This window comes from Burkholderia sp. RF2-non_BP3, assembly GCF_001522185.1.
Lineage (GTDB): Bacteria > Pseudomonadota > Gammaproteobacteria > Burkholderiales > Burkholderiaceae > Burkholderia > Burkholderia diffusa.
Map to the genome: position 1 here is coordinate 167480 of NZ_LOSU01000036.1, position 16055 is coordinate 183534.

General features: G+C 67.1%; 11 protein-coding genes. 2 read left to right on the forward strand and 9 right to left on the reverse strand.

Annotated elements, in window-relative coordinates:
- Nucleotides 1–338: 338 nt before the first annotated feature.
- Genes WS45_RS19875 through WS45_RS19885 form a run of 3 tightly spaced genes read right to left on the reverse strand, consistent with a single transcriptional unit; the run spans nt 339 to nt 6146 of the window.
- Nucleotides 339–1805 carry an efflux transporter outer membrane subunit gene (locus WS45_RS19875; RefSeq protein ID WP_059701247.1) on the reverse strand — a complete coding sequence of 489 codons (1467 nt, stop codon included), beginning with the start codon at nt 1803–1805 and terminating at the stop codon, nt 339–341.
- Nucleotides 1802–4939, reverse strand: a complete 3138-nt coding sequence (locus WS45_RS19880) for a multidrug efflux RND transporter permease subunit (protein ID WP_059701249.1) — start codon at nt 4937–4939, stop codon at nt 1802–1804. Before WS45_RS19880 ends, WS45_RS19875 begins: the two co-directional genes overlap by 4 nt.
- A gap of 19 nt (nt 4940–4958) precedes the next feature.
- Entirely contained in the window at nt 4959–6146 is a 1188-nt protein-coding gene (locus tag WS45_RS19885) for a MexX/AxyX family multidrug efflux RND transporter periplasmic adaptor subunit (protein WP_059524443.1), read from the reverse strand.
- A gap of 150 nt (nt 6147–6296) precedes the next feature.
- Here WS45_RS19885 and WS45_RS19890 point away from each other — a divergent pair, with 150 nt between their 5' ends.
- Nucleotides 6297–6962 carry a TetR family transcriptional regulator gene (locus WS45_RS19890; protein ID WP_059524445.1) on the forward strand — a complete coding sequence of 222 codons (666 nt, stop codon included), beginning with the start codon at nt 6297–6299 and terminating at the stop codon, nt 6960–6962.
- A gap of 311 nt (nt 6963–7273) precedes the next feature.
- Nucleotides 7274–8554: a M23 family metallopeptidase gene (locus tag WS45_RS19895; RefSeq protein ID WP_059524447.1), complete on the forward strand. Its 1281-nt coding sequence runs from the start codon at nt 7274–7276 to the stop codon at nt 8552–8554.
- A 63-nt stretch (nt 8555–8617) separates the two neighbouring features.
- Here WS45_RS19895 and WS45_RS19900 read toward each other — a convergent pair whose 3' ends face one another.
- The 6 genes from WS45_RS19900 to WS45_RS19925 all read right to left on the reverse strand — a co-directional run bounded on the left by WS45_RS19900 (nt 8618) and on the right by WS45_RS19925 (nt 15934).
- Entirely contained in the window at nt 8618–9340 is a 723-nt protein-coding gene (locus WS45_RS19900) for an amino acid ABC transporter permease (protein WP_059701251.1), read from the reverse strand.
- A 2-nt stretch (nt 9341–9342) separates the two neighbouring features.
- Nucleotides 9343–10065, reverse strand: a complete 723-nt coding sequence (locus tag WS45_RS19905) for an amino acid ABC transporter permease (RefSeq protein WP_059701253.1) — start codon at nt 10063–10065, stop codon at nt 9343–9345.
- A gap of 104 nt (nt 10066–10169) precedes the next feature.
- A complete protein-coding gene (locus WS45_RS19910; protein WP_059701255.1) occupies nt 10170–10985 on the reverse strand; it encodes an ABC transporter substrate-binding protein in 816 nt (271 codons plus the stop codon).
- A gap of 463 nt (nt 10986–11448) precedes the next feature.
- A complete protein-coding gene (locus WS45_RS19915) occupies nt 11449–12753 on the reverse strand; it encodes an MFS family transporter (RefSeq protein WP_059701257.1) in 1305 nt (434 codons plus the stop codon).
- 236 nt (nt 12754–12989) lie between these two features.
- Nucleotides 12990–14669 carry a SpoVR family protein gene (locus WS45_RS19920; protein ID WP_059691750.1) on the reverse strand — a complete coding sequence of 560 codons (1680 nt, stop codon included), beginning with the start codon at nt 14667–14669 and terminating at the stop codon, nt 12990–12992.
- Complete coding sequence (locus tag WS45_RS19925; RefSeq protein ID WP_059524458.1) at nt 14666–15934, reverse strand: YeaH/YhbH family protein; 1269 nt, start codon at nt 15932–15934, stop codon at nt 14666–14668. The genes WS45_RS19920 and WS45_RS19925 overlap by 4 nt, the downstream gene beginning before the upstream one ends.
- Nucleotides 15935–16055 lie beyond the last annotated feature (121 nt).

The window sequence follows — 16055 nt, forward strand, 5'->3', positions numbered from 1 at the left end:
ATTCGCAATACCTGAATTAATCGAATCGTCAATCCCGGATTAAAAGCCACGTGTCGTGTCGTGCGCCGCCACGACATTCGGCGCACGTGCGCGACGATGCGCGGACGACGTTTCAGCGGATTGGTCGGGATCGGAAAGAAGGAAGTCCGGCATGCTCGGGCCGGGATGCGTGTCGAGTCGAAGGCGGGCCTTCGGCTCGACAGCCAGGAGAAAAACGTGGAAGACGAAGCGCGGATGTCACGCGTCGGCGATCTCTGCCGGTACCCCGACAAAGGCGATGCCAACCGGGGGCGACGGCATCTCGCGATGCGCCATCGCCGCCCGGCCCGGGCGGAGCATCACACGGCAGCCGCCCCGGCAGATGCCGGCGCCCATCCGCCGCCCAATGCGCGATACAACGCGATCGCATTCGCGAGCCTGCGCTCCTTGAGCCGGATCAGCTCCTGCCCCGACTCGTACGTGCTGCGCTGCGCGTCGAGCAGTTCGAGATACGTCGCGACGCCGCCCGCGTAGCGGCGCTCGGCGAGCTTCAGCCGCGCGCCGTCGGCCGCATAGACGTCCTGCTGCGCGGCGAGCTGGCGATCGATCCAGTCGCGCGCGGCGAACGCGTCGGCCACTTCGCGGAATGCGGTCTGCACGGTCTTCTCGTATTCGGCGACCGCGATGTGCTTGCGTGCGTTCGCGACGTCGAGATTCGCGCGATTGCGACCGCCCGCGAAGATCGGCAGCGTGATGCGCGGCGCGAACGTCCACACGCTCGTGCCGCCCGCGAACAGGCTCGAGAACGCATCGCTGACCGAACCGTAATCGGTCGTCAGCGCGATGCGCGGGAAGAACGCCGCGCGCGCGGCGCCGATCTGCGCGTTCGCGGCCTTGAGCCGCGACTCGGCCTGCCGGATGTCCGGCCGCCGTTCGAGCAGCGCGCTCGGCGCGCCGGGCGCCACCGGCGCGATCGCGAGCGTGTCGAACGCGGAGCCGTCGGCCGGCACGGTGCGTGCAAAATCGCCGGCGAGCAATTGCAGCGCGCGCACCGACTGCGCGTGTTCGCGCTGCAGCGCGGCCTGCGACGCACGCGCGGACGCGACCAGCATCTCGGCCGAGCGCAACTCGATCGCGTCGCTCGTGCCGGCCGCGTAGCGGCGCTGCGTGAGCGCGGCGATGCGCTCGCGCGCGTCGAGCGTGCGCTGCGCCAGCGCCAGTTGCTCGCGCAACGACCGTTCGGAAACATACGCGCCGGCGACTTCGGCAATCACGCCGATACGCACCGTGCGCTGCGCGTCGGCCGTCGCGAAATATTCGTCGAGCGCCGCGTCGGACAGGTTGCGCACGCGGCCGAACAGGTCGAGCTCGTACGCGCTGACGCCCACGCCCGCACGATACAGCCCGCTCACCGCGCTCTCGCGCACGACCGGGTCGTACTGGCGCGTACGTTCGTAGCCGAGGTTCGCGTCGACCGACGGCATCAGGTCCGCGCGCTGCACGCCGTACAGCGCGCGCGCTTCGTCGAGCCGGCCGGCCGCGATCCGCAGGTCGCGGTTGTTCGCGAGCGCCGCGTCGATCCACGCCTGCAGCGCAGGATCGGTGAAATATGCGCGCCAGTCGTCGAGCAGCGCGGCATCGGCGGACGCAGCCGCCTCGACCGCCTGCGGCGTGTCGCCATCGACCGGCGTATAGCTGGCCGGCACCGGCGCCGCCGGCCGCTCGTAGCGCGGCGCGAGCGAGCAGCCGGCAAGCGCGAACGCGAGTGCCGCGGCCAGCGCGACCCGAGCCCGCGGCGTCGCGCACGCCTTCAGGTAAAACGTCATTGCGAACCCTCCATCGTCGCCGGTTGCGATCCGCCGCGCCGGCGCGGGCCGACGTCGAACAGGCGACCGACGCTCACGAAAAACAGCGGGACGAGAAACACCGCGAGCACCGTCGCCGTGATCACGCCGCCGAGCACGCCGGTGCCGATCGCCATCTGCGCGCCGGACGCGGCGCCCGATGCGAACGCGAGCGGCAGCACGCCGACGCCGAACGCGAGCGACGTCATCACGATCGGCCGCAGCCGCAGGCGCGCGGCCTCGAGCGCGGCGTCGACGAGCGACATGCGCTGCGCGACCAGATCCTTCGCGACTTCGACGATCAGGATCGCGTTCTTCGCGGACAACCCGATCGTCGCGATCAGTCCCACCTTGAAATAGATGTCGTTCGGCATCGCGCGCAGCGTGACGCCGAGCACCGCGCCGATCACGCCGAGCGGCACGACCAGCATCACCGCGAACGGGATCGACCAGCTTTCGTACAGCGCGGCAAGCGCGAGGAACACGACGAGCACCGACAGCGCGAACAGCATCGGCGCCTGCGTGCCCGACAGCCGCTCCTCGAACGACTGCCCCGACCACGCGTGGCCGATGCCGGCCGGCAGCTTCGCGGCGAGCCGTTCGATCGCGGCCATCGCCTCGCCGCTGCTGTGCCCCGGCGCGGCCGAACCGTTGATCGTGAACGACGGATAGCCGTTGTAGCGCGTGAGCTGCGGCGGCCCGAGCGTCCAGTGCAGCGTCGCGAACGCCGCGAGCGGCACCATCTCGCCGCGCGCGTTGCGCACGCGCAGCTTCTTCACGTCGTCCGGATCGAGCCGGTGCAGCCCGTCGGCCTGCACGATCACGCGGCGCACCTGCGTGCCGTGCATGAAGTCGCCGATGTAGTCGGAGCCGAACATCACCGCGAGCGTCGTGTTGATCTCTTCCATCGACACGCCGAGCGCCGACGCCTTCGCGCGATCGATGTCGAGTTTGAGCTGCGGCGCGTCCTGCGTGCCGGCGAACATCAGGTCGGCGAGCGCCGGATCCTTGCCGCCCGCCGCGAGCAGTTGCTCGCGCGCGGCACTGAACGTCGCGTAGTCGAGCCCGCTGCGATTCTGCAGCCGGAAGTCGAAGCCGCTCGTCGAACCGAGATCGGGCAGCGCCGGCGAGTTCATCGCGAACACCGTGGTATTCGCCGCACCCGCGAAGCGCTCGTTGATGCGCGCGACGATCGCCTGCACGTGATCGCGCCCGGCCTTGCGTTCCTTCCAGTTCTTCAGCGTGACGAAGATCATCCCGCCGTTCGGCCCTTCGCCGTACAGGTTGAAGCCGCCGAGCGCGAACGTGTACGCGGCCGGCTCGTTGTGGCGAACATACGACTCGACCTCGCGCACGCTCTGCATGGTTTCCGCGAGCGGCGTGCCCTGCGGCCGGATCACCATCACCATGAAGTTGCCCTGGTCCTCGTCGGGCAGGAACGCGGTCGGCAATTGCGTGAGCATCAGCGCGGCGGCCGCCGTCAGCGCGCCGTACACGACGAGCCAGCGCACCGGCTTCTTCAGCATCGTGCCGACGCGTGCCGCATAACGCTGCGTCGCACGTGCGACCAAGCGGTTGAACCAGCCGAAGAAGCCGCGCTTCTCGTGATGGTCGCCGGACACCGGCTTGAGCAGCGTCGCGCACAACGCGGGTGTCAGCGACAGCGCGAGGAACGCCGAGAAGCCGATCGATACCGCGAGCGCGAGCGCGAACTGCCGATAGATGTTGCCCACCGCGCCGCCGAAGAACGCCATCGGCACGAACACCGACGTCAGCACGACCGTGATGCCGACGATCGCGCCGCTGATCTGCGTCATCGCCTTGACGGTCGCATCGTACGGCCCGAGCCCCTCCTCGACCATCAGCCGCTCGACGTTCTCGACGACGACGATCGCATCGTCGACGAGAATGCCGATCGCGAGCACCATCCCGAACATCGTCAGCACGTTGATCGAGAAACCGGCCGCATACATCGCGCCGAACGTGCCCGCGAGCGCGACCGGCACGACGAGCGTCGGAATCAGCGTCGCGCGCAGGTTCTGCATGAACAGGAACATCACCAGGAACACCAGCACGCCGGCCTCGATCAGCGTCGTGACGACCTTGTTCATCGACACGCGCACGAACGACGACGTCTCGTACGGAATCTGGTATTTCACGCCCGGCGGGAAGTACGCGGACAGCGCGTCCATCGTCGCGCGCACGCGCTTCTCGGTGGCCACCGCGTTCGAGCCCGGCGCGAGCTTGATGCCCATCCCGGTCGCGACCTTGCCGTTCACGTACGACGGATAGTTGTAGTCGTTGCCGCCGAATTCGATGCGCGCGACGTCGCGCAGGTAGAGCGCGGCGCCGTCCGGCAGCGTGCGCAGCGCGATCGCGCCGAAGTCGGCCGGCGTCTTCAGCGGCGCGTCGGCGAACACCGTCGCGGCGATCGGTGCGCTGTTCGGCACCGCGCTGCGGCCGATGTCGCCGATCGTCACGCGCGCGTTGTGCGCGCGCACGGCCGACGAGATATCCGACGCGGTGAGGCCGTGCCCGGCCATCTTCACCGGGTCGGGCCAGATCCGCATCGCATATTCGGCGCCCCAGAACTGCACGCGGCCGACGCCGTCGACGCGGCGCAGCGCCTGCACGACGTTCGCCGACGCGTATTCGCCGAGCTGCACGTCGGTCATCCGGCCGTCGTCCGACGTCAGCGATACGACGAGCTGGATGTTGTCGGCGGCCTTCTCGACCTGGATGCCGTCGCGCCGCACGGGTTCGGGCAGCCGCGCCTCGACCGTCTTCAGCCGGTTCTGCACCTCGACGGCCGCGAGATCGGCATTGACGCCCTGCTTGAACGTCAGGTACAGCGACGCCGCGCCGGCGCTGCTCGTCGCGGACGTATACAGCAGCCCCGGCGCGCCGTTCATCTCGCGCTCGATCAGCGCGGTCACCGATTCCTCGACGACCTGCGCGGACGCGCCCGGGTACGTCGCATAAATGCTGACGACGGGTGGCGCGATGTCCGGATACTGCGCGACGGGCAGCGCGCGTATCGCGAACGCGCCGCCGAGCATGATGAAGAGTGCGATCACCCACGCGAAGACGGGGCGATCGATGAAGAAACGTGCCATGTTGGTCTCGGTGAACCGGTCAGGTTTGACGGGCGGCCGCCTGTGACGCGGCCTTCGTCGGCGTTGCCTGCTCGACGGGCTTGACGGCGGTATCGGGCGCGAACTGCGCGGCGTTGTCGACGATCACGCGCTCGCCGCCGGCGAGGCCGCGCGTGATGCGCCAATCGCGTCCGCTCATCCGGTCGGCGACGACCTCGACGTCCTGCACCTTGCCGTTCGCGCCGACCACGCGCACCGACGTGCGGTCGGCCGTGCGCAGCAGCGCATCGCGCGGCACGAGGATCGCGCGCTGATCGACGGCCGCGTCGAGCGCGATCCGCACGTACGCGCCCGGCAGCAGTTCGCGTTCGGGATTCGGGAACAGCGCGCGCATCGCGACGGTATCGGTGGTCGGGTCGACCGCGAGATCGCTGAACAGCAGCTTGCCCTTCAGCGGATACGCGGTGCCGTCGGCGCGCAGCAGCGTCACCGTGACGTCGTGCTGCGCGATGCCCGTCGCGCGCCCGCTCTTCACCGCGCGGCGCAACGCATCGACGTCGGCCGCCGGCTGCGAGAAATTCACGTAGATCGGATCGAGCTGCTCGACGGTCGTGAGCGGCGTTGCCTGGTCCTGGCCGACGAGCGCGCCTTCGGTGACGAGCGCGCGTCGCGCGCGGCCCGAAATCGGCGCGGTGACGGTCGCGTAGTCGAGCTGCAATTGCGCGCGGGCGAGCTCGGCCTTCGCCGAAGCGACGCCGGCCTTCGCCTGCGTGTCGTCGGCAACGGCCTCCGTGTGATCGCGCTCGCTGACCGCGCGGTCGCGCACCAGGTCGTCGTAACGGCGACGCTTGTCGCTCGCCGCGAGCGCGGCGGCCTGCGCCTTCGCGAGCGCGCCCTGTGCGGCGTCGCGCGCGGCCTTCAGCGGCGCGGGGTCGATGCGGAACAGCACCGCGCCCTGTTTCACTTCCTGGCCTTCTTCGTAAGTTCGCGCGGTGACGATGCCCGCGACCCGCGCGCGCACTTCCGCTTGCCGATACGCGTCGAGCCGGCCGGGCAATTCGACGGTCATCGGCACGGCCGTCGGACGCACCGTGACGACCGTCGCGTGCTGAATGGCCTCCGGCGCCTTGTCCTGTTCGCCCTTTCCGCATCCGGTCACGAGCAGCATGGCCGCGAGCGCGAACGGCGCCAGCCGGAGGCGGCGCCCCAGGGAGCGTTTGTTATTCATGTATGACCTCGGATCGTTCGCCGCCGATACAATGCGGCGGCTCAGGGTGGCCGATTATAATCAGTCACGACTGATTAAATACAGGCGGTTGCAATCGGGCCGCCTTACTGTCTCAATAAAACGACAGCGAACTGTAAGGAAATTCACGACATGGCCCGCAAGACCCGGGAAGAATCGCTCGCCATCAAGCACCGGATCCTCGACGCCGCCGAGCTCGTCCTGCTCGAAAAAGGCGTCGCGCAAACCGCGATGGCGGACCTCGCCGAGGCCGCCGGAATGTCGCGGGGCGCCGTGTACGGCCACTACCGCAACAAGATGGAAGTGTGTCTCGCGATGTGCGACCGCGCGTTCGCGCGCACGTCGGAAGGCTTCGACGCGGTCGACAACCTGCCCGCGTTCGCCACGCTGCGCCGTGCGGCATCGCACTACCTGCAGCAATGCGGCGAGCCGGGCGCGATGCAGCGCGTGCTCGTGATCCTCTATACGAAGTGCGAACAAAGCGAGGAAAACGGCGCGCTGCAGCGGCGCCGCATGCTGCTCGAGCTGCAGATGCTGCGCATCACCAAGGCGCTGCTGCGCCGCGCGATCGCGTCCGGCGAACTCGCGGCCGATCTCGACGTGCATCTGGCGGCCGTCTATCTCGTGTCGCTGCTCGAAGGCGTGTTCGCATCAATGATCTGGACCAACCGGTTGCGCGGCAATCTGTGGACCGACGCGGAAGCGATGCTGGACGCGGGCTTCGACGCCGTCCGGACATCTGCCGCGCTGCGCGTGCGCGCGCAAAAATTGCCAGCCGAACCCAAAGCCGCGCAATAAATGCTGATTTAACCCGATTTACCGCAGTGCGAAACGAATGCGCTGACCCTCTTTAAAATTTTTAACGTTTCGCGGAACATCGGTAGACTGACGCTGTCATCTTTCTTTAGCGTCTTCGTGATAATCCGGGTGCGACCCGGAAAGTTCACGCCGCCGTTCGAAGCGGGCCTGCCCGCGAGTTGGGTCGAACGGAAACGACACAGGCCCCTGGCGGGGCCTGTTTTGTTGCACGCCCGTCGCCCGCCCCGTCGCCACCCGACGGATATGCCGCCGATGGCTCCCGCCCACACCTCTTTGAACCGCTTTCCTGGATGTGGACACCCTTGGTCAAGCCTGCCGCAACCCCTGATGCTTTCGCGCCCGGCCGCGCGCAGCGCCTCGTGCGCGCGCTCGTGCCGGCCGCCGTGCTCGGCGCCCTCGCCGCCTTCGGTCTCGCCGCCGCGCTGCCGGCCGTCTCGCAACTGCCGGGCGCCGTCGATTCGGGCACGGCCGCGCTGCCGCAGCGCGTGCTGTCCGACACGCCGTTTCCCACCGCTCAGCATTTCGTGACGAGCGAACTCGCGCGCACGATCGGCGAGCGCAACGAACTCGATGAACGCGGCGGCGAGCGCAGCCTGCAGCCGGGCCTGTTCGCGCCGCTCAGCGCGCACCGCAACGACATGCTCGGCTATACGAACCTGTTCCAGTTCGCGGCGCCCGAACAGCAACACGGGATGCGCGCGGGCGACATCGAACTCACGCTGTCCGATACGCTGAACCGTCTCGACGTGCCGCCCGAGGTGCGCATCCAGCTCGGCGATCTCGTCACCGGCAAGGTCGCGATGCGCGCCAGCGCCCAGCGCGGCGACTACTACCGCGTCGCGTACGACACCAACAACGGCACGCCGCACCTCACCGCGCTCGAACTGCGCGTCGCGGGCCGCACGTTCGGCGCGATCTGGTTCCGCGCGCCGGGCGCCGACCACGGCGCGTACTACACGCTCGATGGCGCACCGCTCGAAGCAGCCGCGTTCACGATGCCCGTCAAATGGACGCGCATCAGTTCGTTCTTCGGCGAACGCGTCCACCCGCTGTCGCAGGCGATGGCGTTCCATACCGGCGTCGACCTCGCCGCGCCGTCCGGCACGCCCGTCAATGCGGCGGCCGATGGCGTCGTGTCGTTCGTCGGCACCGATCCGGGCGGCTACGGCCACTACGTGATCGTCGATCACGCGGACGGTTATTCGACCTACTACGCGCATTTGTCCGCGTTCGCGCGCGGGCTGAAGACCGGCGAAACCGTGAAGCAGGGCCAGCGCCTCGGCTCGGTCGGGATGACCGGCGCCGCCACCGGGCCGCACCTGCACTTCGAGGTGCGCGTCGCGAACGATCCGGTCGATCCGCTCGTCACGCTCGCGAGCGCGCAGACGGGGCTGTCCGACATGCAGCTCACCGCGTTCCGCCAGGAAGCGGCGCAATGGCGCTTCCGCCTCGCGTCGATCAGTACGACGCCGTTCGCATTCGCGCAGACCGACGGCCCGCTGTGGGGCGACTTCGCGACCGGTCCGTCGACGCTGCGCGCGGTCTTCGATACGCACTACAGCGCGTCCTGACGCAGACGCGCCGAAGCACCATCTCGCCCGTCGCCGTTCGAGCGGCGGCGACGCGGGCGGCCTTCACCGCGCCGGTTCCGTGCGCTCCGCCGCCCGCGCGAGGCGCTCCGCACGCGGACGACGCGACAGCAGCCAGCGCGCCGCGCCGTCGAGCGACGTGCACAACACGAGATAGATCGCCGCGACGAACAGGAAGATCGGCGCCGGATACACCATCAGCCGGTTGTTCACCTGCGTCGCGACGAACGACAATTCCGGCACGCCGACGATATACGCGAGCGACGTGTCCTTCACGAGCGCGACCCACTGGTTGACGAACGACGGCGTCATGATCCGGATCGCCTGCGGCAGCAGCACGTAGCGCACGGTCTGCCAGCGCGTGAGCCCGAGCGACAGCCCCGCCTGCCACTGCCCGTCGCCGGCCGCGACGATGCCCGCATGCACCGCATGCGCGAGATAGGCACCGCCGATCAGCGCCAGCGCGCACACGACCGTCGCGAGCCCCGGCACGTCCATGTGCAGCAGCATCGGCATCAGGAAATACGTCCAGAAGATCAGCATCAGCACCGGAATCGCGCGGAAGAAGCCGATGAACGCGAGCAGCAGCACGCGCAGCGGGCCGCGCGCGAGCGCCATCGCGACGCCGAGCGCCACGCCCAGGATCGCCGACGCCATCGCCGACGCGATCGCGAGCACGAGCGACAGCGCGGCGCCGCCGAGCGGGCCGTCCGGGAACGCGCCGACGAGCAGGTACGGCAGGTTGTCGAGCAGCAGCGAGATGTCCATCGTCAGCGCCCCGCCCCGAGCCGGTCACGCCATTGCGTGGCCGCATAGGCGCCGGCCTCGATCGCGGCCACCGCGACGATGTACAGCACGGTCGCGACACCGAACGCAGCGAAGGTCCTGAACGTCTCCGTCTCGACCTGCCGCGACGCATACGACAGCTCGGCGACGCCGATCGCCATCGCGAGCGACGAGTTCTTCACGAGATTCATGTATTGGCCGAACAACGGCGGCAGTGCGATGCGCACGGCCTGCGGCAGCACCACGTAGCGCAGCGACTGCATCGGCGTGAGGCCGAGCGCCGCGGCCGCGTCATGCTGCGCGCGGCGCACGCCGCGCAGCCCGGCTTCGCATTCCTCGGCGACGAACGCGGCCGTGTACGCGCTCAACCCGAACCAGCCCGCGACGAACTCGAACGACGGCCACGCGAGCGTGAGCGGGCCCGCGCTGAGTTGATGGCGCGCGTTCAGCCACGCGACCCACGTATCGGGCAGCAACGACGCCACGCCGAAATACCAGAACAACAACTGCACGAGCAGCGGCGTGTTGCGGAACGCGACGACGTAACCGGCCGCCAGCGTGCGCAGCACCGCGCCGCGCGCATGCCGCATGACGGCGAGCAGCAGCCCGCCGATGGTCGCGGCGAGCGCCGACGCGGCCGCGAGGCCGAGCGTCAGCAGGAAGCCCTGCCAGAGCCAGGACAGATATTTGGGAGCCAACCCGAGCATGCCGTGGTGCGGGCGCGAAGCGCGCGATCGAAAAGAAACGGAAAGCGCCGCGATCCGTGCGCACCGGCGTGGCCGGCGGCGGAACGCGGCGCACCTGGTGCGACTCAGGTCTTGTCGCCGATGCGGAAGATGCGCGTGAGCGGGGTCTTCGTCGTCGGTCCGAACCACGCGTCGTAGATTTGCGTCGCGCGGCCGTTTGCCTCGAGGCCCTTCAGCGTGTCGTTGACGAAGCCGAGCAGGCGCGTCTCGCCCTTCGGCACACCGACGCCCATGTAGTCATTCGAGATCGTGAACGCCGGGATCTCGTAGTTCTGCTTGTCGGGCACGTTCGCGAGCAGGCCGATCAGTTTCGGCCCGTCCTGCGTGATCGCCTGCACGTTGCCGGCGCGCAGCGCGGCGAATGCGAACGGCGTGTCGTCGTATGCGACGATCGTCGCCTTCGGGAATTTCTCGCGCAGCGTGATTTCGTTCGTCGTGCCCTTGTCCGCGCCGACGCGCAGGCTGTTCAGCTGGTCGGCCGATTTCAGCACGCCCTTCTTCGCGAGAAACTGCTGGCCCGACGAGAAATACGGGATGCTGAAGTCGACCTGCTTCGCGCGCTCGTCGGTGATCGTGAAGTTCGCGAGCACCAGATCGACCTTGCCGGAAGTCAGGAACGGAATGCGGTTCGCGGGATTGGTCGGCTGCAACTGCAGCTTCACGCCGAGCTTGTCGGCCAGCGCCTTCGCATAGTCGACGTCGAGGCCGACGATGTGATTGCTCTTGCCGTCGACATAACCGAACGGCGGATTGCTGTCGAAGGTCGCGACGCGCAGCACGCCGGCCTTCCTGATGTCGTCGAGACGGTCCGCGTGCGCGACCGTGCCGGCGGTGACGAGCGCGGCCCCGACGAGCCACGTAGCGAGAATGTGGAGTTTCATGAGCACGACCTGATTTGATTTGTCATGAGGGCCGCCGCGGATCGCGCGACGGCCGGTTCGAGGAACATCGCGACGGAGTGTGTCGTCGCGAAGCCGCTAACGTATCAGCGCGTGCGGCAATTCCGAACCAACAATTGGTGCTTTGCTCTGCGGGTTTCGTGATGACGCTCGAGACGGCGTGCGCCATCGCGCGCTTCGGAAAAAAAGACGCCCGCTGCAAGCAGCGGGCGCGAATCCCAGTCAAGGAGGTGTCACACGAACTACGGGTTCAGAATAAAGGCATCGCACGCGACGGACAACGAAGCGATTCCGATATCGATATCGCGCGTCCCGCGATGCGCTTGCGCGTGTCCGTGCGAAGACGGCGCGCATGAAAAAAACGGCGCGCCGCCTGTGTGGCGGAGCGCCGTCCCGTTGCACGTTGCCGGTCGATGCGGGCAGCCTCGCGAGGCTGCCCCGTCGATCACGGTTCGTGACGCAGATACCCTTCCTTGCTCGGATCGCGCATCCGCCACGACACGATCAGCGAGATCGCGCACAGCACCGTCACGTACCAGTAGAAGGTTTCCTCGCTGCCGATCGACTTGAACCACAGCGCGACGTACTCGGCCGAGCCGCCGAAGATCGCGTTCGCGACCGCATACGACAGGCCGACGCCCATCGCGCGCACTTCGGGCGGGAACATCTCGGCCTTGATGAGGCCGCTGATCGACGTGTAGAAGCTGACGATCGCGAGCGCGACCGTGATCAGCACGAACGCGGCCGTCGGGCTCGTCACGGTCTTCAGCGCGTGCATCAGCGGCACCGTGCCGATCACCGCGAACGCGCCGAACAGGATCATCGACGTGCGGCGGCCGATCTTGTCGGACAGCGCGCCGAACACCGGCTGGATCAGCATGTAGACGAGCAGCGCGACGGTCATCACGTTGCTGGCGGTCTTCGCATGCATGCCGGCCGTGTTCACCAGGTACTTCTGCATGTACGTGGTGAACGTGTAGAAGATCAGCGAGCCGCCGGCCGTGAAGCCGACCACCGTGAAGAACGCGCCCTTGTGCTGCCACACGCCGCGGATCGTGCCCGCATCCTTCTTGTCGCGCGATGCGCTCGTCGACGTCTCGTCGAGCGATTTGCGCAGGTACAGCGAGATCAGCGCGGCCGCCGCGCCGACCACGAACGGAATGCGCCAGCCCCATGCCTTCAGCTCGTCGCCCGACAGCGTCTGCTGCAGGATCACGAGCACGAGCAGCGCGCACAGCTGGCCGCCGATCAGCGTCACGTACTGGAACGACGCGAAGAAGCCGCGGCGGCCCTTCAGCGCCACCTCGCTCATGTAGGTCGCGCTCGTCCCGTATTCGCCGCCCACCGACAGGCCCTGGAACAGCCGCGCGACCAGCAGCAGCGCCGGTGCGAGCGCGCCGATCTGCGCATAGGTCGGCAGCACCGCGATCACGAGCGAGCCGCCGCACATCATCAGCACCGAGATCATCATCGCCGTGCGGCGGCCATGACGGTCGGCGATGCGGCCGAACAGCCAGCCGCCGATCGGACGCATCAGGAAGCCGGCCGCGAACACGCCGGCCGTGTTCAGCAGCTGGGTCGTCGTGTTGCCGCTCGGGAAGAACGCCGGTGCGAAGTACAGCGCGCAGAACGAGTAGATGTAGAAGTCGAACCACTCGACGAGGTTGCCCGATGAGGCGCCGACGATGGCGAACACGCGCCGCCGGGTGTCATGCGCGGACAGCGCAGCTTGGTCGGTCTGGACGTCCATGGGTTGGTCTGTTCCTTTTAGTGCTTTCTGGGCGAGACGGCTTGGGGGCCGCCGCGTGCGGTCGCACGTGGCACCGGTTCCGGCGCACGGCGCTACGGGATTTTAGCGAAATGTAAAGTAACGGGCTTTCCGGGTTCGTCCGGATGTAGAAAAATTTTCTCCCGCCACCCGTTCGTCATATGAAAACGCCAGCCGCGAGGCTGGCGTCCGGTGCAAACTATTCCCGGTCCCGGTGCTCAGACACGCACCTCCGGCGGCACGTAGCGGCACTCGTAGCGCTTGCGCACGGTACCGGCCTCGTCGACGCTTTCCAGGAACACGTCGAACTGCCAGAGCCGCGCCATGTGCTTGAGCACTTCCTCGCTGTCGTTCGACAGATGGCGGTTGTCGGTCATGAAGTGGCGCAGCGTGAGGCTGCGGTCGCCGCGCGTGTTCACCGCCCATACCTGGATGTTCGGCTCGCGGTGATGGATGTCGTACTGACGCGACAGCGCCTGCCGCACGTACTGGTAGCCGGACTCGTCGTGGATCGCCGATACCTCGAGCGAATCGCGCATGTCGTCGTCGAGCACCGAGAACAGCCGCATTTCGCGGATCAGGTTCGGCGACAGGTACTGCGCGATGAAGCTCTCGTCCTTGAAGTTGCGCATCGCGTAGTGCATCGCCGGCAGCCACGGCGTGCCCGCGATCTCCGGAAACCACTTGTAGTCCTCTTCCGTCGGCGCCTCGCAGATCCGCCGGATGTCGCTCATCATCGAGAAGCCGAGCGCATACGGGTTGATCCCGCTGTAGTACGGCTTCGTGACGGGCGGCTGATAGACCACGTTGCTGTGCGAATGCAGGAACTCCATCATGAAGCCGTCTTCCAGCTTGCCCTGGTTGTACAGCGTATTGAGCAGCGTGTAGTGCCAGAACGTCGCCCAGCCTTCGTTCATCACCTGCGTCTGCCGCTGCGGATAAAAGTACTGGCCGATCTTGCGCACGATGCGGATCACTTCGCGCTCCCACGGCTCGAGCAGCGGCGCGTTCTTCTCCGCGAAATACAGCAGGTTCTCCTGCGGCTCCGGCGGATAGCGTTCCTCCTGCTCCTCCATCTGCTCGGGCTTCTTGCCCGGCAGCGTGCGCCACAGCTCGTTGACCTGCGACTGCAGATACGCCTCGCGCTCGCGGCGCAGTGCGGCCTCCTTCGACAGCGACGGCTTCTGCGGCCGCTTGTAGCGGTCGACGCCGTAGTTCATCAGCGCATGGCACGAATCGAGCAGTTCCTCGACGCGATCGAGGCCGTAGCGCTCCTCGCATTCGGCGACGTAGTTCTTCGCGTACACGAGATAATCGATGATCGCGTGCGCGTCGGTCCACAGCCGGAACAGGTAGTTACCCTTGAAGAACGAGTTGTGCCCGTACGCCGCGTGCGCGATGACAAGCGCCTGCATCGTCATCGTGTTCTCTTCCATCAGATACGCGATGCACGGATTCGAGTTGATGACGATCTCGTAGGCGAGCCCCATCTGGCCGCGACGATAGCTTTTCTCGGTCGCGAGGAAGTGCTTGCCGAACGACCAGTGGCGATAGTTGACCGGCATCCCGACCGACGCATATGCATCCATCATCTGCTCGGCGCTGATCAGTTCGAGCTGGATCGGGTAAATATCGAGCTCGTACTGCTCGGCAACCTGCGAGATGTGCGTGTCGTATTCCTCGAGCAGTTCGAAGGTCCAGTCGGACGGGCACGGCAGCGGCTTGCGTTCGGCCACGTTCATACGCGCTTCCTTCTGCCCGGCAGCGGGCAAGTCGGCGGCCGGCGCCGCCGGTTCGGTCCGGCCGCTTTGCTGCGATGCGGCAGGGCCGGCCGTGTCGTCGCCGGAAGGGCGCGGCGCGTAGCCGCGCGACTCGTTGTGCAGATGGCGGGTCGTCATGACATTTCCACCTGCTTTTCGAACAATTCGCGAAACACCGGGTAAATGTCCGCAGCCGATTCGACTTTCTTCATCGCGAGATGCGGTTGCGACAACGCCAGCTGCGCGTACTCCAGCCACAGGTTCTGCTCTTCGGGCGCGACCTGGATATACGCGAAGTAGCGCGTCTTGGTGAGGATATCCTCTTCCAGGATTTTGCGACACTTCGGCGAATCGTCTGTCCAGTTGTCGCCGTCGGACGCCTGCGCGCCGTAGATGTTCCATTCCGTCGGCGAGTAGCGCTCGTTCATCACCTTGCGCATCAGCTCGAGCGCGCTCGACACGACGGTGCCGCCGCTTTCGGTCGAATGGAAGAAGGTGTCCTCGTCGACTTCCTCGGCACGCGTGTGGTGACGGATGAACACGACCTCGATGCGCTCGTAGTTGCGCTTCAGGAACAGATACAGGAGGATGAAGAAGCGCTTCGCGAGATCCTTGCGCTGCTCGTCCATCGAGCCCGACACGTCCATCAGGCAGAACATCACGGCCTGGCTCGACGGTTGCGGCTGCTTGACGCGGTTGATGTAGCGCAGGTCGAACGGATCGATGAACGGAATCCGCCAGATGCGCCCCTTCAGGTGATGGATCTCGGCCTCGAGCGTCGCGATTTCCGCGCGGCGGTCTTCCGGGTCGATCTTCAGCGCCTCGAGCTGCGCCTCCAGCTCGCGCAACTCGTTGACGAGCGGCGAGCCGAGCGCGATGCGCCGGCCGAGCGCGCTGCGCAGCGAGCGCACGACGTCGATGTTGTTCGGCGTGCCTTCCGCCGACCAGCCCGCGCGCACGTTCTTCCAGCTCGGCACCGTCAGCAGGTGCGTCTTCACGAGGCGCGGCAGTTCGAGATCGTCGAAGAAATACTGCATGAATTCGTCGCGCGACAACTCGAACACGAAGTCGTCCTGCCCTTCGCCCTCGTTGCTCGCCTGACTGCCGCCGCCGCCCGAGCCGCCCTGCGGACGCGGAATCTTGTCGCCGCGCACGTAGTCTTCGTTGCCCGGGTGCACGTACTCGCGACGTCCGCCAGGCGCGTGCCGGAAATTCGGCTCGGCGATGTCCTTGCGCGGAATCGTGATGCTTTGCGTGCTCTGGATATCCTTGATGCTACGGTCGCGCACCGCGTCGGACACGGCACGACGAATGTAGTTCTTGACGCGACGCAGAAAGCGTTCGCGGTTGGCGATGCTCTTGTTCTTGCCGGCCAGCCTGCGGTCGATGATTTGATGAAGCACTCCCGGTCTCCCGCTCGAAAGTCGATCTGCCGGGGCACTCGCCGCGCATGCCGTCTGCCGTCATGCGGGCGGCGCCTCTGAAGGTGCCCGTACGGACTCGCCGTACGGGCGCGGTACCGCG

Coding starts and splice junctions, on each gene's coding strand:
- WS45_RS19875 (WP_059701247.1), bottom strand. CDS start 1,805: ATGACGTTTTACCTGAAGGCGTGCGCGACGCCGCGGGCTCGGGTCGCG.
- WS45_RS19880 (WP_059701249.1), bottom strand. CDS start 4,939: ATGGCACGTTTCTTCATCGATCGCCCCGTCTTCGCGTGGGTGATCGCA.
- WS45_RS19885 (WP_059524443.1), bottom strand. CDS start 6,146: ATGAATAACAAACGCTCCCTGGGGCGCCGCCTCCGGCTGGCGCCGTTC.
- WS45_RS19890 (WP_059524445.1), top strand. CDS start 6,297: ATGGCCCGCAAGACCCGGGAAGAATCGCTCGCCATCAAGCACCGGATC.
- WS45_RS19895 (WP_059524447.1), top strand. CDS start 7,274: ATGTGGACACCCTTGGTCAAGCCTGCCGCAACCCCTGATGCTTTCGCG.
- WS45_RS19900 (WP_059701251.1), bottom strand. CDS start 9,340: ATGGACATCTCGCTGCTGCTCGACAACCTGCCGTACCTGCTCGTCGGC.
- WS45_RS19905 (WP_059701253.1), bottom strand. CDS start 10,065: ATGCTCGGGTTGGCTCCCAAATATCTGTCCTGGCTCTGGCAGGGCTTC.
- WS45_RS19910 (WP_059701255.1), bottom strand. CDS start 10,985: ATGAAACTCCACATTCTCGCTACGTGGCTCGTCGGGGCCGCGCTCGTC.
- WS45_RS19915 (WP_059701257.1), bottom strand. CDS start 12,753: ATGGACGTCCAGACCGACCAAGCTGCGCTGTCCGCGCATGACACCCGG.
- WS45_RS19920 (WP_059691750.1), bottom strand. CDS start 14,669: ATGACGACCCGCCATCTGCACAACGAGTCGCGCGGCTACGCGCCGCGC.